Origin of the sequence: Nocardioides sp. (assembly GCF_036405735.1) — a bacterium.
Lineage (GTDB): Bacteria > Actinomycetota > Actinomycetes > Propionibacteriales > Nocardioidaceae > Nocardioides.
Genome location: NZ_DASWXC010000069.1, coordinates 78256 through 104217, shown reverse-complemented (window position 1 = coordinate 104217; position 25962 = coordinate 78256). Strand labels below are relative to the sequence as shown.

Sequence of the window (25962 nt, the reverse complement as noted above, 5' to 3'; positions counted from 1 at the left end):
TTCGCGGTCGGCGTGCCGGCGGGCCGGCGGGTCGTGGGCGCCGCCGAGGCGACGAGGAAGCCGACCACGACGGTGATGGCCAGCGCGGTCACGGCGTCGACCGAGGTCCTCACGACCTCCGGCGGCGCGCCCGCGAACGTCGTCTCGTACACACCGGCGAACGCGCCGGCGCCCAGCAGCACCGCCCAGAGCGCGACGCGCCCGCGGGCCAGCAGCACCACGACGACGCACAGCACGGCGGTGACGGCGAAGCTCACGGCCAGGCCGCCGTCGGAGTCGGGCAGCATTCCGGCCCGCAGCAGGAAGCCGATCCACGCAGCGAGCACGCCCGCGGCGAACCCGCCCAGACGGGCTGCGATCGAGCGGTCGGGCACCAGAGCGACGACGGCGCCGGTCAGGACACCGGCGAGAACGAGGTGCTCGAGCTTCAATTCGAGTGCGGCGTTGAGCAGCACTAGTACGGCGACCGTTGCAGCCAGCAGGCCCCCGGTCACGATGGGCGCACGCATGCGACATCTCCCTCTTTGACACCGTCCGGGACACCACCGCCCCGGCGGGCTACTACCTCCCAGTAGCAAACGGTTGGAGTGTAGGTCACACCACATGTGTTTCGGGTCATCACGGGAAATATCGCAATTTGTCCGGCTCGCCTGAGCGCACACCACGGAATATGTGGGACACCTGCCCCACACAGTCGGCCCACCAGAGAGTGCCCACTAGGCTCGCCGCCGTGAGCAGCGTGCGCGACCACCCGGGCAGGACCCGCCTCCAGCGGCTCCTCGAAGGCGGCGGCGCCATCGCGGGGGCGATCGTCGTCATGAACGTCGCGACGTACGGCTTCCAGATGATCGCCGCCCGCATGCTCGGCCCGGCGGAGTACGGCGCCGTGGCCGGCCTGATGGCGCTCTACCTCGTGGCGAGCGTCCTGCAGATCGGCCTGCAGACCACCGCGGCGCGCCGGATCTCCGCCAGCCCGGACGCCGTCGACGAGATCGAGCGCACCATCCTCACCCTCGCCTCCCGGCTCTCACTGGCGCTCGGCGGGCTGCTCCTCGTGCTGGCCCCGCTCGTCCAGCACACCTTGCGGCTGGAGAGCATCTACCCCGCCCTGCTGCTCGCGGTGGCCGCCGTGCCGCTCACCGTCCAGGGCGCGCAGGCCGGCATCCTGCAGGGCGAGCGACGCTGGCTCTGGCTGGCCCTCCACTACACCGCGGCCGGCGTCCCCCGCCTCCTCATCGGTGTCGTCGCGATGTGGGTGCGGCCGACCGAGGGGGCCGCGATGGCGGCGGTGGCGCTGGCGACCTTCGCCCCGGTCGTCGTCGGCAGGATCGCGCTGCGCCGGCGCGACCACCGCGGCCGTCCCGGGGAGGAGGGCGGCCACCGGCTCCGCGCGGCCTTCGCCGAGAGCATGCACGGGTCGCTGGCGATGCTGGCCTTCCTCGCCATTACCAACGCCGACATCCTCATCGCCCGCAACGTGCTCAGCGAGCACGACTCCGGCCTGTACGCCGGTGGCCTGATCCTCACCAAGGCCGTGCTCTTCCTGCCGCAGTTCGTCGTCGTGGTGGCGTTCCCGGCGCTGGCTACCGGGCGGGAGCGCCGCCGGACGCTGCTGCGCGGTCTGGCCGGCGTCTGCGTCCTCGGCGCCGGCTGCGTGCTCGGCTCGGTCGCGCTCTCCGGCATCGCCATGCAGTTCGTCGGAGGACGCGACTACGCGGAGATCGAGGAGCGGCTGTGGCTGTTCGCCGCCCTCGGGACCGTGCTGGCCTGCCTGCAGCTGCTGGTCTACGCGGTGCTCGCCCGGCAGTCGCGGCGGTCGTCGTACCTGATGCTGGCCGCTGTCGCCACGCTGCTGGCGGTCTCCCCCGGCATCGACAGCCTGGACCGGCTGCTGCTCACCGTCGCGGCCGTCGACGCCGCGCTCCTGCTCGCGCTGCTGGCGCTGAGCCTGTGGCGGATGCGCCACGACCTCGTGGGCCGGTGAGCGGTCAGTGAGCGGCGTCGTGCCAGCTGCGGCCGGTGCCCACCGAGACGTCGAGCGGCACGAGCAGGTCGGCGGCGCCACCCATCTGCTCGCGCACCAGCGTCTCGAGCGCCTCCCGCTCCCCCGGCGCGACCTCGAGCACCAGCTCGTCGTGCACCTGCAGCAGCAGCCGTGAGGCCAGGCCCGCCTCGTCCATCGCCCGCTGCGTGTTGAGCATGGCGACCTTGATGAGGTCGGCCGCGGAGCCCTGGATCGGCGCGTTGAGCGCCATCCGCTCGGCCGTCTCGCGGCGCTGCCGGTTGTCGCTGGTCAGGTCCGGCAGATAGCGCCGCCGGCCCATGATCGTCTCGGTGAAGCCGGTCTTGCGGGCCTCGTCGACGACGCCCGCGAGGTAGTCGCGGATGCCGCCGAAGGTCAGGAAGTACTCCTCCATCAGGCCGCGCGCCTCGCTCGGCTCGATGCCGAGCTGCTGGGAGAGGCCGAACGCCGACAGGCCGTAGGCCAGGCCGTAGTTCATCGCCTTGATCTTCGCGCGCTGCTCGGGAGTGACCACCGCGTCGTCGGGGACACCGAAGACCCGTCGGGCGGTGATCGTGTGGAAGTCCTGGCCGGACTTGAAGGCGTCGATGAGCAGGGCGTCCTGCGAGAGGTGCGCCATGATCCGCATCTCGATCTGGCTGTAGTCGGCGGTCATGAGCGACTCGTAGCCCGCGCCGACGATGAAGCCGGAGCGGATCCGGCGGCCCTCCTCGGTGCGGATCGGGATGTTCTGCAGGTTCGGCTCGGTGCTGGAGAGCCGGCCGGTGGCGGCGATGGTCTGGTTAAACGTGGTGTGGATGCGGCCGTCCGGCTGGACGGTCTTGAGCAGCCCCTCGATCGTGACCCGCAGCCGGGTGACGTCGCGGTGGCGCAGCAGCGCCAGGAGGAAGGGGTGCTCGGTCGTGGCGTAGAGCTGCTGCAGGGCCTCGGCGTCGGTGGTGTAGCCGGTCTTGGTGCGCTTGGTCTTCGGCATGTCGAGCTCGTCGAAGAGCACCACCTGCAGCTGCTTGGGCGAGCCGAGGTTGATCTCCTTGCCGATGACCGAGAAGGCCTCCTCAGCGGCGAGCTTCACCTCGGCGGCGAAGTGCCGCTCGAGAGCCTCCAGGTGCTCGGTGTCGATCGCGATGCCGGTCTGCTCCATGCGGGCGAGCAGCCCCAGCAGCGGCTGCTCGATCTCGGTCAGCAGCCGGGTGCCGCCGGCATGCTCTACCTCGCTGGCCAGCGCCGCGGCCAGGTCGAGCACCGCCCGGGCGTGCAGCATCGCGGTGTCGGCGACGGCGTCGCCCTCCTCGAACAGCAGGCCCTGGTCGGCGTCGCCCTCGGTGCGCAGCTCCCGCTTGAGGTAGCGCAGCGTCAGGTCGGCCAGGTCGTAGGAGCGCTGGTCGGGGGCGACGAGGTAGGCCGCGAGCGCCGTGTCGGTGACCAGTCCCGCGAGCTGCCAGCCGTGCGCGGCGAGCGCCAGCATCGGCCCCTTGGCGTCGTGCAGGATCTTGGGCCGGCCGGCGTCGGCCAGCCACGCGGCCAGCGCCTGCTCGTCGGCCGCGTCGAGGGTCGCGACGTCGACGTACGCCGCCGCGCCGGCTCCGTCCGGCCCGGCCAGCGCGAGGGCCAGGCCGTCCACCCGGCCGGTGCCGGAGCCCCAGCCGCCGCGCACGTGGAGCGCGACCGGCTCGGCGCCGAGGCCGGCGAGGTAGCCGGCCACCGAGCCGGGCGCCAGCGACTCCCCCACGAGGTCGAAGCCCGCCTCGGCGACCGGCTCGTCCTCGGCCGGCGCGAGCACGCCGAGGATGCGGGTGCGCAGCTCGCCGCGGAACTCCAGCTCGTCGAGCAGCTCCAGCGCCGCCTGGCGGTCCCACTCGGACCGGGCGAGGTCGGCGGGCGTGAGCTCGAGCGGAAGGTCGCACACCAGCGCGTTGAGCCGCCGGTTGCGGATCACGTCCCCGAGGTGCGCGCGCAGCGCCTCGCCCTTCTTGCCGGTGATCTTGTCGGCGTGGGTGATGACGTTGTCGAGGCCGTCGTACTGGTTGATCCACTTCGCGGCGAAGCCGGCGCCGACGCCGGGCACGCCCGGCAGGTTGTCGGAGGTCTCCCCGACGATCGCGGCCAGCTCGGGGTAGCGATGCGGGGGGACGCCGTACTTCTCCTCGACGGCGGCCGGCGTCATCCGCGCGAGGTCGGACACGCCGCGCATCGGGTAGAGCACGGTGCAGCTGTCGGTCACTAGCTGCAGCGAGTCGCGGTCACCGGTGAGGATCAGCACCTCCATGCCGTCGGCCTGGGCGCGGGTGGCGAGCGTCGCGATGATGTCGTCGGCCTCGTAGCCGGCCAGCGAGAGGTGGCGGATCCGCCACGCGTCGAGCATCGCCTGGATCAGCGGCAGCTGGCTCTTGAACTCGTCGGGGGTCTTGTTGCGCTTGGCCTTGTAGTCGGAGTACTCCTCCAGCCGGAACGTCTGACGCGACAGGTCGAAGGCGACCGCGACGTGGGTCGGCTGCTCGTCGCGCAGCACGTTGGTGAGCATCGAGGTGAAGCCGTAGACCGCGTTGGTGTGCTGTCCGGCGGCGGTGGAGAAGTTCTCCACCGGCAGCGCGAAGAAGGCGCGGTAGGCCAGCGAGTGGCCGTCGAGGAGAAGCAGGCGCGGACGGGTCTCCGAAGCAGGCACTGGCACCCCCTGAGCCTATCGGCCGGCACGGACAGCAGAATGACCCCATGACCGATCAGCGCAGCGCCTCCCTGTCGATCGAGGAGTTCCTCGCCTCCCTGCCGCTCGGCATGGGCGGGCTCAACGACAAGATGGGCATCGAGCTGGTGGAGATCTCCGCCGAGCGGGTCGTCGCGACCATGCCGGTCGAGGGCAACACCCAGCCCTACGGGCTACTCCACGGTGGAGCCTCCGTGGTGCTCGCCGAGACGCTCGGCTCGGTCGGGTCGGGCATCCACGCCTACGGCCTGGGCAAGATCGCGGTCGGCGTCGACATCAACGCCACGCACCACCGGGCCGTCACGGCCGGGACCGTCACCGGGGTGGCGACCGCGATCCACCTCGGCCGCACCTCGGCGGCCTACGACGTCGTCATCAGCGACGAGCGCGGCAAGCGGGTGTGCACCTCACGCATCACCTGCGCGCTCATCGAGCAGCCGCAGGGGTAGCGGCCCGCGTCAGCCCTGCGCCGAGCGCCGCATCGAGCGGCGTACGGCGAGCACCCGCTGCGGCCGGTAGCCGATCACCCGCTGGGATGCGGGCAGCTGCGCGTTGAGCTTGGCCCGCACGGTGTGGGTCGGAGCGACCCGCAGCGTGGCCGCGGCGCCGAGCGCGAGCCGGGCCAGGAAGCGGTTGCCGTCGCGCGACCCCGAGGCGGCCGCGGTGGCGATGTGGGTGACGCCGTTCTCCTCCGCCAGCGACACAGCGGCGTCCATCAGCGCCCGTCCGATGCCCTTGCGCTGGAACTCGTCGGTCACGTGCGGCGAGAGCGCGTAGACCACGGGCTCGAGGTTGAGCGGGCCGAGGGTGCCGAGCATCAGGAAGACGGCACCGGCCCGATGGCCGTCGTACTCGGCGACCAGGAGCCGCTGCTCGGGCGACTCGGCCGCCGTCTTGATCACCGTCTCGAGGTCGGCGACCTGGTCGGTGCGGTCGGCGCGGCGGATGGTGTCCTGCCACAGGTCGACCAGGAACGCGGCATCGGAGACGACTGCTTCACGCAGCGACACCGGCGTGCGGCTCATGCCCATGCCCTTCCAGCTCCCATCTGGCGGACCACGCTCGCGCCGGGTCCCGAGCGGGCGACGCGTGGTTGTCGGGAGTCGACCCTACGCACTTCGGCCCGGTTGCGCGAGCCCACGATCGGGCGGTCACTACGATCCGGGCATGACCCAGCGGATCCGCGGCGCCGTCCTCGAAGCCTGTGGCGGAGAGCGTCCCTACGCCCTGTCCCGGCCGATCACCGTGAGTGACCTGGAGCTCGCGCCGCCGGGCCCCGACGAGCTGCTGGTCCGGGTCGAGGCGGCGGGGATCTGCCACTCCGACCTCTCCGTCGTCGACGGCCACCGGGTGCGCCCCACGCCGATGCTGCTGGGGCACGAGGCGGCCGGACGCGTCGTCGAGGTCGGCACTGCCGTGACCGAGGTCAGCGTCGGGCAACGGGTCGTGATGGCGTTCCTCCCGCGTTGCGGCGAGTGCGCCGGCTGTGCCACCGACGGCCGGATGCCGTGCACGCCCGGCAGCGCGGCGAACAACGCCGGCGTGCTCCTGGCAGGCGACCGGCGCCTCACCCGCGACGGCGAACCGGTCCACCACCACCTGGGCGTCTCCGGGTTCGCCACGTATGCAGTCGTCGACCGACGCTCGGTCACCCCTGTCGCGGACGACGTGCCGCCGGACGTGGCGGCCGTGCTGGGCTGCGCGGTGCTGACCGGTGGCGGAGCCGTGCTCAACGTCGCCAGGCCCGGCCCCGGTGACCGCGTCGCGGTCGTCGGCCTCGGCGGGGTCGGCATGGCAGCGGTGCTAACAGCGGTCTCCCTGGGCGCGGACGTGATCGGCGTCGACGCCGTGCCGGGCAAGCTCGCCACGGCCCGCGAGCTCGGGGCCGCGGAGGCCTACACCCCCGAGGAGGCGGCGGCGGCCGGCGTCCGCGCCGCGCTGGTCGTCGAGGCGGCCGGACACCCCCGCGCGTTCGAGACGGCCGTCGCACTGACCGCGGCCGGTGGCACCACGGTGACGGTGGGCCTGCCCGGCCCGGACGCCCGCTCGTCGGTCTCGCCCCTCCTGCTCACCGCCGAGGCGCGCACCATCGTGGGCAGCTACCTCGGCTCCGCCGTACCGCAGCGCGACATCCCGGTCTACGCCCAGCTGTGGCGCGAGGGCCGACTGCCGGTCGAGCGGCTGATCTCCTCCCACATCGGGCTGGAGGAGATCAACGCGGCGATGGACCGCCTCGCCGAGGGCATCGAGCTGCGCCAGATCATCACCTTCGGCTAGGACCCGCGGCGCGCGGCAGGGCTCACACCAGGTCGCGGACCAGCGGGGTGGGCGACCCGAACCGGTGGGCGGTCACGGCGACCGCCTGCTCGCGCAGGAAGGTGAGCAGCTCGACGCGGCCCGCCTCGACGACCGGCTGGGCGTAGAGCGCCAGGTCGACGCGGCCACCGCTCGCCTCCGCGAAAGCGCGCCGGTCGCCGCAGAGCAGGCGGACGCGGATGGGCTCGGTACGCCGGAGCAGGTCCGACCACGCCGACCGGTCCGCCACGGCGTACCCCACCCCGAGGCGGTCCAGCAGTCGCACCACCGGGTCCGGCAGTGCGGCCGCCACCGAGACCTCGACCGGCGCGCCGGCGCACAGCCCCGCGCCGACCACGCGCAGCAGCTCGGCGACCCCGACGGCTGCCGTGTCCTCCAACCTCACCGTGGCCGGCACGGGGCGGTGACGCAGGTGGTTGTGCTCCGACCGCAGCCCGGACACGTCGCGCGGCCGGCCGAGCTCGTCCCGCCACACCGCGGCGTCCGAGCCGAGGGCGCGCTCCAGGAAGGCGACGCCGTCGGGGTCCAGCAGTGCCGGTGCCTCGGCCCGCAGCGTGGCAGCGGCCCCGCTCACCGGCGCGGTGCGGGTGGCCGGGGCCGAGCGCCAGTCGGTGAGGCCGATGAGATAGCTGGGGCCGCCAGCCTTGGTGCCGGCGCCGACCGCCGAGCGCTTCCAGCCGCCGAACGGCTGCCGGCGCACGATCGCGCCGGTGATGCCGCGGTTCACGTAGAGGTTGCCCGCTTCGACCCGGTCCAGCCAGAGCCCGATCTCGGCACGGTCCAGGGAGTGCAGCCCGGCGGTGAGGCCGTAGTCGACGGCGTTCTGCAGCGCGAGGGCGTCCTCGAGGGTGTCGGCGGCCATCAGCCCGAGGACGGGCCCGAAGTACTCGGTGAGGTGGAAGTCCGAACCGGGCGCGACGCCGGTCCGCACGCCCGGCGACCACAGCCGCCCCTCCTCGTCGAGCCGCCGCGGCTGCACCAGCCAACGCTCCCCCGGGCCGAGCTCCGTGAGGCCACGCAGCAGCTTGCCGCGCGCCGGCTCGATGACCGGGCCCATCTGGGCGGCCGGGTCGCTGGGGAAGGCCACCCGGAGTGAGGTGACGGCGTCGACGAGCTGCTCGCGGAAGCGGCGCGACGTGGCGACCGAGCCGACGAGGATGGCCAGCGAGGCCGCGGAGCACTTCTGGCCGGCGTGGCCGAAGGCCGACGCGACCACGTCCTTCACCGCCAGGTCGAGATCGGCGTGCGGCGTGATGACGACCGCGTTCTTGCCGCTGGTCTCGGCCAGCAGCGGAAGGTCGGGGCGGAAGCGGCGGAAGAGCTGCGCGGTCTCGAAGGCGCCGGTCAGGACCAACCGGTCCACGGCTGGGTGGGCCACCAGCCGCTCGCCCAGGCCCGACTCCTCGATGTGCACCAGCCGCAGCACCTCGCGCGGGACTCCGGCGTCCCACAGCGCCTGGACCATCAGGGACCCGCACCGGCGCGCCTGCGTCGCCGGCTTCACCACGACGGCCGAGCCGGCGGCCAGCGCAGCGAGCGTGGATCCGGCCGGGATGGCGACAGGGAAGTTCCACGGCGGCGTGACGACGGTGAGGGCGACCGGCTCCGCGACCGCTCCGTCCGTCCGGTCCAGCTCCTCGGCCAGCACCGCGTAGTACCGCGCGAAGTCGACCGCCTCGGAGACCTCGGGGTCGCCCTGGTCCAAGGTCTTCCCGCACTCGGCGGCCATCGCCTCCAGCAGCACCTCGCGACGCTCCGCCAGCACCACGGCCGCGCGGCGCAGTACGGCGGCCCGCTCACTGCCGCCGAGCGCGCCCCACGCCTTGGCGGCCGCGACGGCGCCCTGGATGTGCTCCTCGAGCACGTCGGCGTCGGTCACGGTGTGCTCGTCCACGAGCGCCATGCCCACCTGCGAGCCGGCGACCCGAGCGACGATCTGTGCGCCCCACTCGCGGTTGCCCGGCAGCGAGGGATCGGTGTCGGGGGTGTTGTCGAAGCCGGGCCGAGCAACCGCCTCGATGGCGGGCTCGTCGTGTCGTCGGTCCTGCACCCGGTGCGGTGCCGGGACGACCTCGGGCTCGGCCTCCAGGGCCGTGAGCGAGGCCGCGAACCGGTCCCGCTCGCGGGCGAAGAGCGCCGCGTCGCCGTCGAGGTCGAAGACCGCCGACATGAAGTTCTCCTGGCTGGCGCCCTCCTCCAGCCGCCGCACCAGGTAGGCGATCGCGACGTCGAACTCCCGCGGGTGCACCACCGGCGTGTAGAGCAGCAGCCCGCCGACGGTGTCCCGGACCGCCTCTGCCTGGCCGCTGGCCATCCCGAGGAGCATCTCGAACTCGACCCTGTCCCGGACGCCGCGCTCTCCGGCGAGCAGCCAGGCGTAGGCGACGTCGAAGAGGTTGTGGCCCGCCACGCCGAGCCGGACGTTGGCCGCGTGCTCGGGGCGCAGGGCGTAGTCGAGCACCCGCTTGTAGGAGGTGTCGGTCTCCTGTTTGGTCCCCCAGGTCGCCAGCGGCCAGCCATGGAGCTCGGCCTCGACCCGCTCCATCGGCAGGTTGGCGCCCTTGACCAGCCTCACCTTGATGCCCGCTCCCCCGCGGGCGCGCCGGGCAGCAGCCCACTCCTGCAGCCGGATCATCGCGGCGAGCGCGTCCGGCAGGTAGGCCTGCAGCACGATCCCGGCCTCCAGGCCGAGCAGCTCGGGACGCTCCAGCAACCGGGTGAAGACCGCGATGGTCAGGTCGAGGTCGCGGTACTCCTCCATGTCGAGGTTGATGAACTTCGGCGCCCCCGACGCCTCCGACGCCGCCGCCAGGCGGAACAGCGGCAGCAGGCTCTCCTCGATCTCGGCCACGGCCTGGTCGAAGGCCCACGGTGAGTGCGGCGGCACGGTGGCGGAGACCTTGATGGAGACGTAGTCGACGTCGGGCCGCTCGAGCAGCCGCCGGGTCCCCTCCAGCCGGCGGCCCGCCTCCGCGGCACCGAGCACGGCCTCGCCGAGCAGGTTGACGTTGAGGCGGACGCCCTGTCGCCGCAGACGGGCGATCGCCCGCCCCAGGCGGGCGTCGGTGGCGTCGACCAGCAGGTGGCCGACCATCCCGCGCAGCACGCGCCGCACGGCGGGGATCACCAGACCGGGCGCGACCAGCGAGACGAGCGCGCCCAGCCGCAGCGCGAGCCGCAGATGGCGTGGCAGGAAGCCGGGGGGCGCGCTCGCGAGCTCGCGCAGGCTGGCGGCGGCCACGCGGGTGTCCTCGGGTCGGACCACGCGGTCCACGAAGCCCACGGTGAAGGCGAGCCCGTCGGGGTCGCGCAGCGCCTCGGCGAGCCGGCGCGCCGCCGGGTCGACCGGCTTGGTGGCCGCCTCCGCGAGCCAGTGGCGGACCAGTTCCTCGACGTCCTCGATCCTCATGTCTCGAGTATCAGCCGCAGGTACCGTAAGGAAAAGCGACGATCTGTGACGGTTATCGATCATCTGGAGTGACGATTTGCTCGACGTACGACGACTCCGCCTGCTGCGCGAGCTGAGTCTGCGCGGGACGCTCGCCGAGGTGGCCGAGGCGCTGCACCAGAGCCCCTCCTCGGTGTCCCAGCAGCTCGCCCAGCTCGAGCGCGAGGCGGGCGTCGCGCTGCTCCGCAAGGCGGGCCGGCGGGTGCAGCTCACGCCCGCCGCCGAGGTGCTGGTGGGTCACACCGAGGCCGTGCTGCAGCGGCTGGAGCGCGCGGAGGCCGAGGCGCGCGCCTTGGGCGACCCGGCCGGCGAGGTGGTCGGCACCGTCCGGCTGGCCGTCTTCCAGTCCGCGGCGCTGGCCTTCGCCCCCGAGCTGCTGACCGAGCTCGGCCGTCGGCACCCCCGGCTGCGCGTGACGCTGTCCCAGCGCGAGCCGGAGGAGGCGCTCTACGAGACGTGGGTGCGCGAGTTCGACCTCGTCATCGCCGAGCAGTACCCCGAGCACGCGGCGCCCTGGCACCCCGAGCTGGACCGGGTCCCGCTCACCACCGACGCGCTGCGACTCGCGGTCCCCGCCGGTGACGGACCCTGGGCAGGCATCCGCGGCATCGCCGACGCCGCTCACGTGCCGTGGGTGATGGAGCCCCAGGGCGCCGCCTCGCGGCACTGGGCCGAGCAGCTGTGCCGCTCGGCCGGGTTCGAGCCCGACGTACGGTTCGAGACCGCCGACCTGCAGGCCCACGTCGCCCTGATCGAGTCGGGCAACGCGGTCGCGATCCTGCCGGACCTGATGGGCGTACGTCGGCCGCCGGCCGCCAGGATGGTGGAGCTGCCCGGAACGCCGCGACGGGTGGCGTTCACCGCCACCCGTCGCTCGATCGCGGGGACGCCCGCCATCCGCGCCTGTCGTGAGGCCCTGGCGGCGGTCGTCCCCTCCGATCAGGCCACGCCGAGGTAGGCCTCCCGGATGCTGGCGTCGTCGAGCAGCTCCGCACCGGTCCCGGACTTCACGATGGAGCCGGTCTCCAGCACGTAGGCGCGGTGCGCGCGCGTCAGCGCCTGCTTGGCGTTCTGCTCGACGACCAGCACGGTGGTGCCCTGTCCGTTGATCTCCGAGATGATGTCGAAGATCTGCTGGATCAGCATCGGCGCCAACCCCATCGACGGCTCGTCGAGGAGCAGCAGCCGCGGGCGCGACATCAGCGCCCGGCCGATGGCGAGCATCTGCTGCTCGCCGCCGGACATGGTGCCGGCGACCTGCCTCTTGCGCTCCAGCAGCCGGGGGAACAGGTCGTAGACCCGCTGGAAGTCCTCGGCGATCGCGGCCTTGTCCTTGCGGCTGTAGGCGCCCATGTCGAGGTTCTCCGTGACCGTCATGCCGGGGAAGATCCCGCGGCCCTCGGGCGCCAGGCACAGGCCCTTGCGCATCCGCTGGTCGGCGCGGAGCCGCGTCACGTCCTGGCCGTCGAAGAAGATCTTGCCGCGCTGCAGGCCGCGCACGCCGGAGATGGCGCGCATCGTGGAGGTCTTCCCGGCGCCGTTGGCCCCGATGAGCGCGACGATCTCGCCCTCGTTGACCTCGAGCGTCAGCCCGTGCAGCGCCTCGATCTTGCCGTAGTTGAGGACGACGTCCTCAAGCCGAAGCAGCGTCATCAGGTTCTCCTAGGTAGGCGGCGATCACCTTGGGGTTGCGGGCGACCTCGGCGGGCAGGCCCTCCGCGATCTTGCTCCCGAACTCCAAGACGACGATCCGGTCGGTGACCCCCATGACCAGCTTCATGTCGTGCTCGATGAGGAGCACCGTCAGGCCACGGTCGCGGATCCGGCGGATGAGCCCCATGAGCTCCTCCTTCTCCGCGGGGTTGAAGCCGGCCGCCGGCTCGTCGAGGCAGAGCAGCTGGGGCTCGGTGGCCATCGCCCGGGCGATCTCGAGCCGGCGCTGGTAGCCGTAGGGCAGGTTCTTGGCCAGGTCGCCGGCCCGGTCGGCGATGCCGACGAACCGCAGCAGCTCCATGGCCACCCGCCGGCCGACCTCTTCCTCGGCGTAGTGCCGGCTCACCCCGAAGGTGCGGGCGAAGGCGGCCTTCACCTTGTTGCGCGGCAGGTCGCGCTCCTCCAGCCTCACCCGCGGGAAGAGCCGGAACAGCGCCCCCAGCACGCTGGTGCGGTGACGTGCGTCGGCACCGACCATGACGTTCTCCAGGGCCGACATCTCGGGGAAGAGCCGGATGTTCTGGAACGTGCGGGCGATCCCCAGCGCGGTGATCTCGTGGGGACGCTTGCCGCTGATCCGCTGGCCGTCGAACCGGATGGTCCCCTCGGTCGGCTGGTAGACGCCCGTCATCGCGTTGAAGCAGGTCGTCTTGCCGGCGCCGTTGGGGCCGATCAGGCCGAGGATCTCGCCCCTGCGGATCTCGAAGTGGACGTCGTTGAGCGCGACCACGCCACCGAAGCGGAGCGTGACGTGGTCGACCTCGAGCAGCACGCCGGCACCCGTGGTGCCGGTCCCGGCCGTCGGGCTCTCGGTGGTCTCAGGCATCGGCTGCCGCCTCCTCTGCTTGCTGCTTGCGGTCCTCGAGCTCGCGCGCCCGTCGTCGGTTCGGCACCAGGCCCTGGGGCCGCAGCACCATCACCGCGACCAGCGCGACACCGAACGCGAACGGGCGCCACTCGGCGAAGCCCCGGAACCGCTCCGGCAGGTAGGTGATGAGGAAGGCACCCAGCAGGGCGCCCACCATGTTGCCCGAGCCGCCGATGACCACCATGGCCACGAACAGGAAGGACAGGTTGAGCGCGAAGCCGTTGGGCTCCACGATGCCCTGCTTGCTGGCGAACAGCAGGCCGGACATGGCGCCCAGGGTGGCGCCGATGGCGAAGGCCCAGAGCTTGAACTTGAACGCGTGCACGCCCATGACGGACGCCGCGTCCTCGTCCTCGCGGATGGCCAGCCAGGACCGTCCGACCCGGCTGTTCTCCAGCCGGCGCACCGCCAGGATGAGGATGATCAGCACCACGAGCGCGAACCAGTACCACCGCTCCACGTCGAGGCCGTTGAAGAACGGGCGTCCGGCCGCGTCCTCCGGACCCGGCGGCCTCGGGATGCCGATGACGCCGCTGGGGCCGCCGCTCCAGTCGGAGTTGCGCAGGATGATGCGGATGATCTCGCCGAACCCCATCGTCACGATCGCGAGGTAGTCACCGCGCAGCCGCAGCGTGGGCGCACCGAGGATGACGCCCGCCACGAGCGCGAACGCCAGCGCGATGGGGATGCAGGCAGCGAACGGGACCGCCCAGCCCTCGGAGAGACCGAAGGTCGAGGCGATCTTCTGCGTGACGACCGACTCCCGGGAGCCGAAGAGCGCGACCGAGTAGGCGCCGAGCGCGTAGAAGCCGACGTACCCGAGGTCGAGGAGGCCGGCCAGGCCGATCACGACGTTGAGGCCGACCGCCACGATCATGTAGAGCACGCAGAGGAACAGCACGCTCGACCAGTCCGTGCCGCCGGAGCTGAGATCGGTCCGGATGTAGGCGAACGGCAGGACGTTGAGGTACGGCAGGTAGAAGAAGAAGGACACCATCGCCAGTACGGCGACCAGCTGGACCCACTTCGGCGCCCCGACCCACCGGTCGCGGACGACGTCCATGCCCTTGAAGGCGTTCGTGAGGATGCTCATGCGCGTGCCTTCCCGAGCGACTCGCCGAGGATCCCCGACGGGCGGAACATCAGCACCAGGACCAGGACGATGAACGCCGTGACGTCCTCCCAGCGCGACTCGAACAGCGCCGAGGAGTAGATCTCGACGACGCCGAGGAGCAGGCCTCCGACCAGCGCGCCGCGCAGGTTGCCGATCCCCCCGAGGACGGCGGCGGTGAACGCCTTGACGCCGATGAGGAAGCCGATGTCGAACTTGGTGAGGTCGAAGCGGATCGTGAACAGCAGCGCCGCGACCCCGGCCATGGCCCCACCGAGGACGAAGATCAGCATGATGACCCGGTCCTGGTTGACGCCCATCAGCGCGGCGGTGTCGGGGTCCTGGGCCACAGCTCGGACGCCGCGGCCGAGCCGGGTCCGGTTCACGAAGGTGTCGAGCACGACCATCATCACGACGGCGCCGACGATCACGAGCAGCTGCACGTTCGTGAACCCGACGCCCCCGACCTCGAACAGCGTCGTGGTCTGGATCGGCGAGGGGACGCTCACCGCGGCGCGGCCGAACGGCGGGCCGAAGAAGTAGCGCAGGACGTGGCCGAACACCTCGACCAGCACCATCGAGCATCCGATGGCGGTGATCAGGAAGATCAGCGGCGGCGCGTTCTTCTTGCGCAGCGGCCGGTAGGCGATCCGCTCCACGGCGAGCGCGACGCTCGCCGAGGCCAGAGCCGCGACGAACAGGGCGACCACGGTCGCCAGCAGCACCATGCCGAGGCCGGAGCCGGAACCGACGCCGAGCACCGTGTAGGTGCCGAGCACCGCCCAGGTGCCGACCATGAAGACCTCGGAGTGCGCGAAGTTGATCAGCTTCAGCACGCCGTACACCAACGTGTACCCGAGCGCGACCAGGGCGTAGATGGAGCCCTTGGTCAAGCCATCGAGGGTGTGTGCACCCAGATGGTCGAAGAGGTTGTTGAAGTCCATGTAGTTCTTCCCGAACTCAGAGGGGGTGTCGAGGAAAGTACCGCACATGACAGCGGGGCGATCGGACGAAACCGACCGCCCCGCTGGTCATCATCTGTGTGCTCGTCAGCCGAGCGCGATCTCCTGGTCGGCGACCAGGGCACCGTCCTGCACCTTGTAGGCCCAGACGACGACGTTGCTCTCGGCAACGTCACCCTTCTCGTCGAACTTGTAGGTCTTGGTCAGACCCTCGCCCTCGTAGTTGTCGACGAACTCCTCGACCTCCTCACGGGTGGTCGCACCGTCCTCGAACGCCTTGAGGAAGATCGTCATGGCGTCGTACCCCTCGGCGGCGTACGCGCCCGGCTTCTCGCCGAACTTGGCCTCGTAGTCGGCACCGAACGAGCCGCCGGCCTCCTCGGACGGCAGGCACGGGCAGGTGACGATGGCGCCCTCGGACGCCTCGCCGGCGGCCTTCGGGAAGTCCGCGCCGTAGAGGCCGTCGCCGCCGACGAACGGCGCCTGGACGCCCGCGTCGCGCAGCTGCTTGAGGAACGGACCGGCCTCGGCCGCGTAGCCGCCGTAGAAGATCGCGTCGGGCTGAGCGGTCTTGATCTTGGAGACGACAGCGGAGAAGTCGGTCTGCTTCTCCTGGGTCTTGTCGCTACCCGCCACGGCGGAGCCCAGGGTGGCGCGCACCTTGTCGGCCAGCGGCTGGCCGTAGGTGGTGGAGTCGTCGACGACGTAGACCTTCTTGGCGCCGAGGACCTCCGCGATGTACTTGCCGACGGCCGCGCCCTGGATCTCGTCGTAGCCGATGACGCGGTGGAAGACCGGCGACGGCTCCTCGAGGGTGAGGTCGGTGGCGGTGGCGGACTGGCTGATCATCGTGAGGCCGGCGTCGGCGAAGATGCCCTTCGTCGCGCGGGTCTCGCCGGAGAACGCGCCGCCGATCACGCCGAGGAAGTTCTCGTCGGTCGCCATCTTGGTCGCGGCCGGCGTGGCCTTGGCCGGGTCACCCTCGGTGTCGAACTCCTGCAGGGTGATCTTGAAGTCCTTGTGCTCGGCCGACCACTCCTCGAGGGCCAGCTTGGCGCCGTTGACCGACGGGATGACGATCGAGGCGTTGCCGCCGCTGAGCGCACCCATGATGCCGATGGAAGCGGTCAGGCCCTCGGCGTCGTCGCCGCCCTCGCCGTCAGTATCGGTCGTGCCACACGCGGACAGGGCCAGCGCCAGCGAAACGGCAACGGCTCCGAAGCCGTATCGAGTGTTTCGTCGCAAGACGTTCCTACTTCCTTGAACTGCCCCCGGCACAGTGCCCGGAGCAACGGGGTGTGAGGGGTGGGACCACGACCCTCCCGAGGTCCGTCGTCCACCCACTGCGCGGGAACGTACACCGACATTCCGGAGGGCGGAAGGAGGTTGCGCCCACCACATCGAATCCTGACGAATCCGTTATCTGGGCGACGTCGTCGTTACGAAACCGCCGACCCGCGGCTCTTGCGCACGACGTGCCCGTCGTGCTTGCTCAGGAGCCTGCGATGCCCGCCCCGTGCGCGATGACGCCCTCGGCGACCTGGCGCATCGAGAGCCGCAGGTCCATGGCGGTCTTCTGCATCCACCGGAAGGCCTCCGGCTCGGTGACCCCCAGCTGCTGCTGCAGCACGCCCTTGGCGCGCTCGACCAGCTTGCGTGTCTCCAGCCGCTCGCTCAGCCCGGCGACCTCCGCCTCGAGCTGCGAGAGCTCTGAGAACCGGCTGACGGCCAGCTCGATGGCCGGCACCAGGTCAGCGGCGGTGAACGGCTTGACGAGGTACGCCATCGCCCCGGCGTCACGGGCACGCTCGACCAGCTCACGCTGGGAGAAGGCGGTCAGCATGACCACCGGCGCGATCCGCTGCCGCGCGATCGCCTCCGCGGCCGCGATGCCGTCGAGCACGGGCATCTTCACGTCGAGGATCACCAGGTCCGGCCGGTGCTCCTGCGCCAGCTCGATGGCGGTCTGGCCGTCACCGGCCTGCCCCACCACCCGGTAGCCCTCCTCGGCGAGCATCTCGGCGAGATCCATCCGGATCAGCACCTCGTCCTCGGCGATGACGACGGTGCGCGGCTCGGGGTTGGGCTGGGTCACGGCGTTCAGGTTAGGGCATGGTGCATGGCGCGGGCCGGGTGATGCCGACAGGGTCACATCGGATAGGTTGACGGATCGCAGCACGTGGCCGGGTTGGCGGAATCGGTAGACGCGGCGCTCTCAAAAAGCGTTGCCCACAAGGCGTGCGGGTTCGAGTCCCGCACCCGGCACCGACTGTCGGTGCCTGCGCACACCATCGGTGCATGCCGCACATCCGCCCCCAAGAGACAGTCGACAGCGCGCTTCGCGCGTCCGACAGCGGAATGCGCGACGTGGACAATGCCGCGCTCCACGGCGTCGCGGTCAAGACCATCAGACGCTGGCGACGGCTCTACCAACGGCGCGGACAGACACGCGGGCAGCGACACGTGGATCCGCCGTGCCCGCGTTGCGGTGATGGGCCGTTGGCGACAGCCGAGTACGCGGAACTGCTCGGTTGGTACCTAGGAGATGGGCACATCTCTCGTGGCCGACGTGACGTCTACAACCTGCACGTGTACAACGACAGGCGGTACGCCGATGACAACGATCGGTTGAAGGTGCTGATGCGCACCGTCAAGCCGGACGGACGGCCGCACACCCGCCTGGTGCCAGGAGCCGTGATCACGACGATCTCGTGGAAGCACTGGACGTGTCTGTTCCCCCAGCACGGCCCCGGCCGCAAGCACGAGCGACCGATCGTGCTGGAGGACTGGCAGCGGATGATCGTGGAGACGCATCCCGCCGCGTTTCTGCGCGGGCTGTTCCACTCCGACGGCTGCCGGGCGAACAACTGGACCCAGAGGATCGTCGCCGGCCGGCCCAAGCGCTACGACCACCCGCGCTGGCAGTTCACGAACAACTCCGCCGACATCCGCGAGCTCTGCTGCTGGGCCCTCGACCTCCTCGACATCCCGTGGCGGCAGTCGAACTGGAAGACCATCAGCGTCTCGCGTCGGCCTGCCGTCGCCCGTCTCGACGAGCTGATCGGCCTGAAGAGGTGATCAGCTCCTGCGGTACGCCGGGGCGACCTCGTTGATGGCGTCACCCATCCGGTGGATGCGGAGCGCGTTGGTGGAGCCGGGGATGCCCGGAGGCGCGCCGGCGATGATCACGACGAGGTCGCCCTCCTGGACCCGGCCGAGCTGCAGCAGCTGCTCGTCGACCTGGCGCACCATCTCGTCGGTGTGCTCGACCTCGGCGGTCTTGAACGGCTCGATGCCCCAGCTCAGCGCCATCTGCGAGCGCACGGAGGCGTGCGGCGTGAAGGCGAGCAGCGGGATCGGGCCGCGGAGTCGGGACAGCCGCATCGCCGAGTCGCCGGTGGTGGTGAAGGCGACGAGGTACTTGGCGCCGACCCGCTCGGCGACCTCCTCGGCCGCCTTGGCGATGATGCCGCCCTTGGTGCGCGGGCTCCAGTCGATCGGCGCGAGCCCCTTGGCCTCGTAGGCGTGGTGCTCGGTCGCCTCGATGATCCGCGCCATCGTCTCGACGGTGTGGACGGGGTACTCCCCCACGCTGGTCTCGGCCGAGAGCATCACCGCGTCGGCGCCGTCGAGGACGGCGTTGGCGACGTCGTTGGCCTCGGCGCGCGTGGGCTGCGGGTTGCTGACCATCGAGTCGAGCATCTGGGTGGCCACGATGACGGGCTTGGCGTTGCGGCGCGCCTTCTCGATGATGCTCTTCTGCAGGAAGGGCACCTCCTCCAGCGGGCACTCCACGCCCAGGTCGCCGCGGGCCACCATGAACATGTCGAAGGAGTCGATGACCTCGTCGAGGTTCTCCACGGCCTGCGGCTTCTCGATCTTGGCGATGACCGGCACCATCCGTCCGGCCTCCCGCATGATCGCCCGGACGTCCTCGGCGTCCTTGGCGTTGCGCACGAAGCTCAGGGCGACGTAGTCGACGCCGAGAGCGAGCGCGAACCGGAGGTCCTCCACGTCCTTTTCCGAGAGCGCGGGCACGGAGACCGCGACACCGGGCAGGTTGATGCCCTTGTGGTTGCTGACCGGTCCGCCGACGAGCACCTCGGTGTGGACCTCGCTGCCCTCGACCGCCGTCACCCGGAGCCGGATCTTGCCGTCGTCGATCAGGATCGGGTCGCCGACCTTCACGTCGCCGGGCAGCCCCTTGTAGGTCGTGCCGCAGATCGTGTCGTCGCCGGGCACCTCACGCGTGGTGATGGTCCAGCTCTGGCCGCGGCGCAGCTGCGCCGGACCGTCCGCGAACGTCTCCAGCCGGATCTTCGGGCCCTGCAGGTCGGCGAAGATGCCCACGGCGTGACCGCTGGCGTCCGCGGCCTGGCGCACGAGGCGGTAGCGCTCGGCGTGCTCCTCGTGGGTGCCGTGGCTCATGTTGAGCCGGGCGACGTCCATGCCGGCGTACACGAGCTCGCGGACGCGGCGCTCGGTTCCGACGGCAGGGCCCAGGGTGCACACGATCTTCGCTCGCCTCACGGCCCCAGCCTAGCGACCCGTGGAACGATCAAAGAGGCCGGGACCACGTCCCTGGACGTGATCCCGGCCTCCTGACGACTGGCTCAGACCGCCAGCGGCCGGTCGGTGGGCTTGATCGGCGCGGGCAGCGTGGTGGAGCCGGTGAGGTACGCGTCGACACCGGCCGCCGCGGCCCGGCCCTCGGCGATCGCCCACACGATGAGCGACTGGCCGCGACCCGCATCACCGGCGACGAAGACGCCCGGCACCGAGGTGGCGAACGACCCGTCCCGGGCGATGTTGCCGCGCTGGTCCAGCGCGACGCCGAGCTGCTCGACGAGACCGGCCCGCTCCGGCCCGACGAACCCCATCGCGAACAGCACCAGGTCGGCGGGGATCTCGCGCTCGGTGCCCTCGATCTCGACCAGCTTGCCGTTCTCGAAGACCACGTCGACGATGCGCAGCGCCCGGACGTTGCCGTCGTCGTCGCCGAGGAACTCCTGGGTCGAGACGGCGTAGACCCGCTCGCCGCCCTCCTCGTGAGCGGAGGAGACCCGGAAGAGCATCGGGTACGTCGGCCACGGCTGACCCGCGGGGCGGGTCTCCGGCGGCTGCGGCATGATCTCCAGCTGCGTCACCGACGCAGCGCCCTGGCGCAGCGAGGTGCCGAGGCAGTCCGCACCGGTGTCGCCGCCGCCGATGATCACGACGTGCTTGCCGGTGGCCATGATCTGGTCGCTGACCGACTCGCCCACCGCGGTCCGGTTGGCCTGCGGCAGGAACTCCATCGCCTGGTGGATGCCGGCGAGCTCCCGGCCCGGGACGGGCAGGTCGCGCGGCTCGGTCGATCCCATGGCGAGCACGACGGCGTCGTACCGGTCCCGCAGCTGCTCGGCGGTGATGTCCACGCCGACCTCGATGCCGGTGCGGAACACCGTGCCCTCGCGGCGCATCTGCTCGAGGCGGCGGTCGACGTGCTGCTTCTCCATCTTGAACTCGGGGATGCCGTAGCGCAGCAGGCCGCCGATCTTGTCGGCCCGCTCGTAGACCGCGACGGTGTGGCCGGCACGGGTGAGCTGCTGCGCGGCGGCGAGACCGGCCGGTCCGGAGCCGATGACGGCCACCGTCCGGCCCGAGAGCCACTCGGGCGGCTGGGGTGCGACGAAGCCGGACTCCCACGCCTTGTCGATGATCGAGACCTCGACGTTCTTGATGGTGACCGGATCCTGGTTGATGCCGAGCACGCACGCGGTCTCGCACGGCGCCGGGCAGAGCCGGCCGGTGAACTCCGGGAAGTTGTTGGTCGCGTGCAGGCGCTCGATGGCGCCCTCCCAGTCGTCGCGCCAGACCAGGTCGTTCCACTCCGGGATGATGTTGCCCAGCGGGCAGCCCTGGTGGCAGAACGGGATGCCGCAGTCCATGCAGCGGCTGGCCTGGGTGGTGATGATGGGCAGCAGCGCGCGGCCCATCCCGCCGGGGTAGACCTCGTTCCAGTCCCCCAGCCGCTCGTCCACGGGACGACGGGTGGCGACCTGGCGCCCCTCCTTGAGGAAGCCCTTCGGGTCAGCCATGCAGCACCTCCATGATCCGCGCGGCGGCCTCGTCCTCGGAGAGGCCCTCCTCGAGGGCCTCCTCCTGGGCCTCGAGCACGCGCTTGTAGTCGCTCGGCATGACGAGGGTGAACCGCGCCAGTGCGGCCTCCCAGTCGGCGAGCAGCTCACCGGCGATCTCGGAGCCGGTCTCCTCGTGGTGACGCCGGACGAGCTCCTCGAGCTCGTCGGCACGCTTGGCGGGTACGGCTGCGAGCTCGACGAGCTCCGGATTGACCCGCTGGGGCGCCAGGTCCAGCACGAACGCGTAGCCACCGGACATGCCGGCAGCGAAGTTGCGTCCGGTCGGGCCCAGCACGACCACCCGGCCGCCGGTCATGTACTCGCAGCCGTGGTCGCCCACGCCCTCGGTGACGACGGTGGCACCGGAGTTGCGCACGCAGCAGCGCTCGCCGACGCCGCCCCGGAGGAACATCTCCCCCGACGTCGCGCCGTACGCGATCGTGTTGCCCGCGATGATGTGGTCGCCCGCCCGGAAGGTCGCGTCCCGGTCGGGGCGGATCACGATCCGCCCGCCGGACAGGCCCTTGCCGACGTAGTCGTTGCCGTCACCCTCCAGGCGCAGCGTCACGCCCCGCGGCAGGAAGGCACCGAACGACTGGCCCGCCGACCCGACGAAGGTCAGGTCGATGGTGCCGTCCGGCAGGCCCTGGCCGCGGTAGCGCTTGGTGACCTCGTGGCCGACGATCGTGCCGACGGTGCGGTTGACGTTGCGGATCGGGACCTGCGCCCGGACGGGCTCACCCCGCTCCAGCGCCGGCTGGACCAACGGCAGCAGCGTGGTGATGTCGAGCGACTTCTCCAGCCCGTGGTCCTGCTGCTGGGTGCAGCGCAAGTCCTGGTCGGAGAACTGCTCGGCCAGCTCGACCTGGTGGAAGATCGGCGCCAGGTCGAGTCCCGACGCCTTCCAGTGGTCGATCGCCTGGCGGGCGTCGAGCGCGCCCACCTGACCGATGGCCTCGTCGAGCGAGCGGAACCCCAGCGACGCCAGGATCTCCCGCACCTCCTCGGCGAGGTAGGTGAAGAAGTTGACGACGTACTCCGCCTTGCCGGAGAAGCGCTCGCGCAGCACGGGGTTCTGCGTCGCCACACCCACCGGGCAGGTGTCGAGGTGGCAGACCCGCATCATGATGCAGCCCGAGACGACCAGCGGCGCGGTCGCGAAGCCGTACTCCTCCGCCCCCAGCAGGGCGGCGATGACGACGTCGCGGCCGGTCTTGAGCTGGCCGTCGGTCTGCACGACGACGCGGTCGCGCAGACCGTTGAGCAGCAAGGTCTGCTGCGCCTCGGCCAGGCCGAGCTCCCACGGGCCGCCTGCGTGCTTGAGCGAGGTGAGCGGCGAGGCTCCCGTGCCGCCGTCGTGCCCGGAGATCAGCACGACGTCGGCGTGCGCCTTGGAGACGCCTGCCGCGACCGTCCCGACGCCGACCTCGGCCACCAGCTTCACGTGGACGCGAGCGGACGGGTTGGCGTTCTTGAGGTCGTGGATCAGCTGCGCCAGGTCCTCGATCGAGTAGATGTCGTGGTGCGGCGGCGGGCTGATCAGGCCGACGCCCGGGGTGGAGTGCCGCGTCTTGGCCACCCATGGGTAGACCTTGTGGCCGGGCAGCTGGCCGCCCTCGCCGGGCTTGGCGCCCTGGGCCATCTTGATCTGGATGTCGTCCGCGTTGGTGAGGTACTCCGACGTGACGCCGAAGCGGCCGGACGCGACCTGCTTGATCGCGCTGCGCCGCTCGGGGTCGTAGAGCCGCTCGGGGTCCTCGCCGCCCTCACCGGTGTTGGACTTCGCGCCCAGCCGGTTCATCGCGATGGCGAGGGTCTCGTGCGCCTCCTGGGAGATGGAGCCGTAGGACATCGCACCGGTGCTGAACCGCTTGACGATCGACTCGACCGGCTCGACCTCGTCGAGCGGGATCGGCTGCCGACCCAGCTCCTCGGCGCTCTTGAGCCGGAACAGCCCGCGCAGCGTCATCAGCCGCTCGGACTGCTCGTCGACCCGCTGGGTGTACTGCTTGAAGATGTCGTAGCGACCCTGCCGCGTGGCGTGCTGCAGCCGGAAGACCGTCTCGGGGTCGAACAGGTGCGGCTCGGCCTCGCCGGCCACACCGGGACGGCGCCACTGGTACTCGCCGCCGATCTCGAGCTGGCGGTGCGCGGTCGCCACGCCGTCGCGGGGGTACGCCGTGGCGTGCCGCTTCGCGACCTCCTCGGCCACCACGTCGAGGTCGATGCCGCCGAGCTTGGAGACCGTTCCGGTGAAGTACCGGTCCACCAGCGCCTGCGAGAGGCCGACCGCCTCGAAGATCTGGGCGCCGGTGTAGGACGCGACCGTGGAGACGCCCATCTTGGACATCACCTTCAGCACGCCCTTGCCGAGCGCCTTGACGAGGTGCTGCACCGCCACCTCGGGGTCGACCTTCACGTAGTGACCCTCACGGGCCAGGTCCTCGACGGACTCCATCGCGAGGTAGGGGTTGACCGCGGCGGCGCCGTACCCGACGAGCAGCGCAACGTGGTGCACCTCCCGCACGTCACCGGCCTCGACGATGAGGCCCACCTGGGTGCGGGTCTTCTCCCGGACCAGGTGGTGGTGGACCGCACCGGTGAGCAGCAGCGACGGGATCGGCGCCAGCTCGGCGGTCGAGTGCCGGTCGGAGAGCACGATGATGCGGGCGCCGCCGGCGATCGCGTCGCTGACCTCGCGGCAGATCTCGTCGAGCCGGCGCGCCATCGCCTCACCGCCGCCGTCGACCGGGTAGAGCCCCCGGGACACGTGCGTGACGAAGCCCGGCATGTCGCCGTCGCGGTTGATGTGGCGGATCTTGGCCAGGTCGTCGTTGGAGATGACCGGGAACGGCAGCACCACCTGCCGGCACGAGGCCGGGGTCGGCTCGAGCAGGTTGGCCTCGGGGCCGATGCTGCCCTTGAGAGAGGTGACGAGCTCCTCCCGGATCGCGTCCAGCGGCGGGTTGGTGACCTGCGCGAACAGCTGCGCGAAGTAGTCGAACAGCAGCCGGGGCTTGCTGCTGAGCGCCGCGATGGGCGTGTCGGTGCCCATCGAGCCGATCGGCTCGGCGCCGGTGTTCGCCATCGGCGTGAGCAGGATCCGCAGCTCCTCCTCGGTGTAGCCGAAGACCTGCTGACGCCGGGTCACGCTGGCGTGCGTGTGCACCACGTGCTCACGCTCGGGGATGTCCTCGAGGTGGACGATGCCGGCGTGCAGCCACTCCGCGTAGGGGTACTCCGAGGCGAGCTCGTCCTTGATCTCGTCGTCCTCGACGATCCGGTGCTCGTCGGTGTCGACGAGGAGCATGCGTCCGGGCTGCATCCGGCCCTTGCGGACCACCGTGGCCGGGTCGATGTCGTCGAGCACGCCGGCCTCGGAGGCGTAGACGACCAGGCCGTCCTCGGTCACCCAGTACCGCCCCGGGCGCAGGCCGTTGCGGTCCAGCACGGCGCCGACCTGCGAGCCGTCGGTGAAGACGACGTTGGCCGGGCCGTCCCACGGCTCCATCAGCGAGGCGTGGAACTCGTAGAACGCGCGTCGCTTGGCGTCCATCTCGGCGTGGTTCTCCCACGCCTCCGGGATCATCATCAGCACCGCGTGGGGCAGGCTGCGCCCGCCCATGTGGAGCAGCTCGAGGACCTCGTCGAAGCTGGCGGAGTCCGAGGCACCGGGGGTGCAGATCGGGTAGAGCCGCTCCAGGTCACCGGGGATGAGGTCCGAGGCGAGCAGTGCCTCGCGGGCCCGCATCCAGTTGCGGTTGCCCATGACCGTGTTGATCTCGCCGTTGTGCGCGATGTAGCGGAACGGGTGCGAGAGCGGCCAGCTCGGGAAGGTGTTGGTCGAGAACCGCGAGTGGACGACGGCGATGGCCGAGGCCATCCGCTCGTCGCGCAGGTCGGGGAAGACCTCGGCCAGCTGCGCGGTGGTGAGCATGCCCTTGTAGACCAGGGTGCGCGCCGAGAGCGACGGGAAGTAGACCGCCGTCTCGAGCTCGGCCCGCTTGCGCAGGCAGAACGCCAGGCGCTCCAGTGCCATCCCGGTGATGCGTTGGCCGGCGCCCGCGACGAAGAGCTGCTCGACGACCGGCATCACCGCGCGGGCGGTCTCGCCCAGCGTCGTGGGGTCGACCGGCACCGGGCGCCAGCCGAGGACGTCGAGTCCCTCCTCGCGGGCGATCTCCTCGATGCGCTGGCGGGTCTTGGCGACCTGCTCGGCGTCACCCTGGAGGAACGCCGAGCCGACGGCGTACGCCCCCGCCGTCGGGAGGGGGAAGTCGACCACGGCGCGCAGGAAGGCGTCGGGGACCTGGATCAGGATGCCGGCACCGTCGCCGGAGTTGGTCTCGGCGCCCGCGGCGCCGCGGTGGTCGAGGTTCATCAGGGCGGTGACGCCCCGCGAGACGATGTCATGACTGGCAACGCCGGTCAGGGTCGCCACGAAGGCCACGCCACAAGCATCACGCTCGAAGCGGGGGTCGTAGAGCCCTTGCGGCGGCGGGAACGAGTGCGTGTACGGCACGTGGTTCTCCCGTCGTCGTTCGTGCACGGGCACGCCGGGAGGAACGGCTCTCAGAGCCACTCGAGGCGGGCACCATGTCGTTCGGCAGGAAGTGCAGGGGACGACATTGGCCCGCGCGTGGAGGGAACGCTATCACCTCCCGACGCGTGCTCGCACCAGCGGCCGGCACGCCCCGG

18 protein-coding genes and 1 tRNA gene are annotated in these 25962 nt (G+C 71.3%); 6 read left to right on the top strand and 13 right to left on the bottom strand.

Translation table 11 applies throughout. The annotated features are described in order from the left end of the window. Positions 1-509 (bottom strand): hypothetical protein (locus VGE38_RS11415; RefSeq protein ID WP_331142665.1); only part of this gene is annotated, 509 nt, incomplete at its 3' end. A gap of 221 nt (positions 510-730) precedes the next feature. Between VGE38_RS11415 and VGE38_RS11410 the strand changes: the two genes are divergently transcribed. Beyond that, the gene (locus tag VGE38_RS11410; protein WP_331142664.1) at positions 731-1984 is read left to right on the top strand and encodes a lipopolysaccharide biosynthesis protein; all 1254 of its coding nucleotides are present in this window, start codon (positions 731-733) and stop codon (positions 1982-1984) included. Positions 1985-1988: 4 nt separating this feature from the next. Here VGE38_RS11410 and polA read toward each other — a convergent pair whose 3' ends face one another. Next, the gene (gene polA / locus VGE38_RS11405; RefSeq protein ID WP_331142663.1) at positions 1989-4691 is read right to left on the bottom strand and encodes a DNA polymerase I; all 2703 of its coding nucleotides are present in this window, start codon (positions 4689-4691) and stop codon (positions 1989-1991) included. 41 nt (positions 4692-4732) lie between these two features. Between polA and VGE38_RS11400 the strand changes: the two genes are divergently transcribed. After that, a complete protein-coding gene (locus tag VGE38_RS11400) occupies positions 4733-5173 on the top strand; it encodes a hotdog fold thioesterase (RefSeq protein ID WP_331142662.1) in 441 nt (146 codons plus the stop codon). Between the two features lie 9 nt (positions 5174-5182). On the opposite strand, the gene VGE38_RS11395 is transcribed toward VGE38_RS11400, so the two are convergent. Then, on the bottom strand, positions 5183-5749 hold the full coding sequence (locus VGE38_RS11395) for a GNAT family N-acetyltransferase (protein ID WP_331142661.1): 567 nt from the start codon (positions 5747-5749) through the stop codon (positions 5183-5185). Positions 5750-5891: 142 nt separating this feature from the next. Between VGE38_RS11395 and VGE38_RS11390 the strand changes: the two genes are divergently transcribed. Then, a complete protein-coding gene (locus VGE38_RS11390) occupies positions 5892-7001 on the top strand; it encodes an alcohol dehydrogenase catalytic domain-containing protein (protein ID WP_331142660.1) in 1110 nt (369 codons plus the stop codon). Between the two features lie 22 nt (positions 7002-7023). Here the strand turns inward: VGE38_RS11390 and VGE38_RS11385 are convergent, their stop codons facing one another. Further along, positions 7024-10449, bottom strand: a complete 3426-nt coding sequence (locus VGE38_RS11385; RefSeq protein WP_331142659.1) for a bifunctional proline dehydrogenase/L-glutamate gamma-semialdehyde dehydrogenase — start codon at positions 10447-10449, stop codon at positions 7024-7026. Positions 10450-10525: 76 nt separating this feature from the next. Here VGE38_RS11385 and VGE38_RS11380 point away from each other — a divergent pair, with 76 nt between their 5' ends. Continuing rightward, the gene (locus VGE38_RS11380) at positions 10526-11446 is read left to right on the top strand and encodes a LysR substrate-binding domain-containing protein (RefSeq protein ID WP_331142658.1); all 921 of its coding nucleotides are present in this window, start codon (positions 10526-10528) and stop codon (positions 11444-11446) included. On the opposite strand, the gene VGE38_RS11375 is transcribed toward VGE38_RS11380, so the two are convergent. The 6 genes from VGE38_RS11375 to VGE38_RS11350 all read right to left on the bottom strand — a co-directional run bounded on the left by VGE38_RS11375 (position 11428) and on the right by VGE38_RS11350 (position 17237). Beyond that, the gene (locus VGE38_RS11375; RefSeq protein WP_331142657.1) at positions 11428-12141 is read right to left on the bottom strand and encodes an ATP-binding cassette domain-containing protein; all 714 of its coding nucleotides are present in this window, start codon (positions 12139-12141) and stop codon (positions 11428-11430) included. The genes VGE38_RS11380 and VGE38_RS11375 overlap by 19 nt on opposite strands. After that, the gene (locus VGE38_RS11370; protein WP_331142656.1) at positions 12122-13027 is read right to left on the bottom strand and encodes an ABC transporter ATP-binding protein; all 906 of its coding nucleotides are present in this window, start codon (positions 13025-13027) and stop codon (positions 12122-12124) included. The genes VGE38_RS11375 and VGE38_RS11370 overlap by 20 nt, the downstream gene beginning before the upstream one ends. After that, complete coding sequence (locus tag VGE38_RS11365; protein WP_331142655.1) at positions 13020-14162, bottom strand: branched-chain amino acid ABC transporter permease; 1143 nt, start codon at positions 14160-14162, stop codon at positions 13020-13022. The genes VGE38_RS11370 and VGE38_RS11365 overlap by 8 nt, the downstream gene beginning before the upstream one ends. After that, complete coding sequence (locus tag VGE38_RS11360) at positions 14159-15073, bottom strand: branched-chain amino acid ABC transporter permease (RefSeq protein ID WP_331142654.1); 915 nt, start codon at positions 15071-15073, stop codon at positions 14159-14161. Before VGE38_RS11360 ends, VGE38_RS11365 begins: the two co-directional genes overlap by 4 nt. Positions 15074-15229: 156 nt before the next feature. After that, positions 15230-16387: a branched-chain amino acid ABC transporter substrate-binding protein gene (locus VGE38_RS11355; protein ID WP_331142653.1), complete on the bottom strand. Its 1158-nt coding sequence runs from the start codon at positions 16385-16387 to the stop codon at positions 15230-15232. Between the two features lie 247 nt (positions 16388-16634). Continuing rightward, entirely contained in the window at positions 16635-17237 is a 603-nt protein-coding gene (locus VGE38_RS11350; RefSeq protein WP_331142652.1) for an ANTAR domain-containing response regulator, read from the bottom strand. A gap of 87 nt (positions 17238-17324) precedes the next feature. On the opposite strand from VGE38_RS11350, the gene VGE38_RS11345 reads away from it, so the two are divergent. Together VGE38_RS11345 and VGE38_RS11340 are read left to right on the top strand one after the other, a co-directional pair. Further along, positions 17325-17407, top strand: a tRNA-Leu gene (locus VGE38_RS11345). A 33-nt stretch (positions 17408-17440) separates the two neighbouring features. After that, positions 17441-18220 carry a transcriptional regulator gene (locus tag VGE38_RS11340; protein ID WP_331142651.1) on the top strand — a complete coding sequence of 260 codons (780 nt, stop codon included), beginning with the start codon at positions 17441-17443 and terminating at the stop codon, positions 18218-18220. On the opposite strand, the gene pyk is transcribed toward VGE38_RS11340, so the two are convergent. The 3 genes from pyk to gltB form a co-directional block, all read right to left on the bottom strand. Then, positions 18221-19672, bottom strand: coding sequence for a pyruvate kinase (gene pyk / locus VGE38_RS11335; protein WP_331142650.1), 1452 nt, complete (start codon positions 19670-19672; stop codon positions 18221-18223). 83 nt (positions 19673-19755) lie between these two features. After that, positions 19756-21222 carry a glutamate synthase subunit beta gene (gene gltD, locus VGE38_RS11330; RefSeq protein WP_331142649.1) on the bottom strand — a complete coding sequence of 489 codons (1467 nt, stop codon included), beginning with the start codon at positions 21220-21222 and terminating at the stop codon, positions 19756-19758. Further along, complete coding sequence (gltB, locus tag VGE38_RS11325; protein WP_331142648.1) at positions 21215-25786, bottom strand: glutamate synthase large subunit; 4572 nt, start codon at positions 25784-25786, stop codon at positions 21215-21217. The genes gltD and gltB overlap by 8 nt, the downstream gene beginning before the upstream one ends. Positions 25787-25962 lie beyond the last annotated feature (176 nt).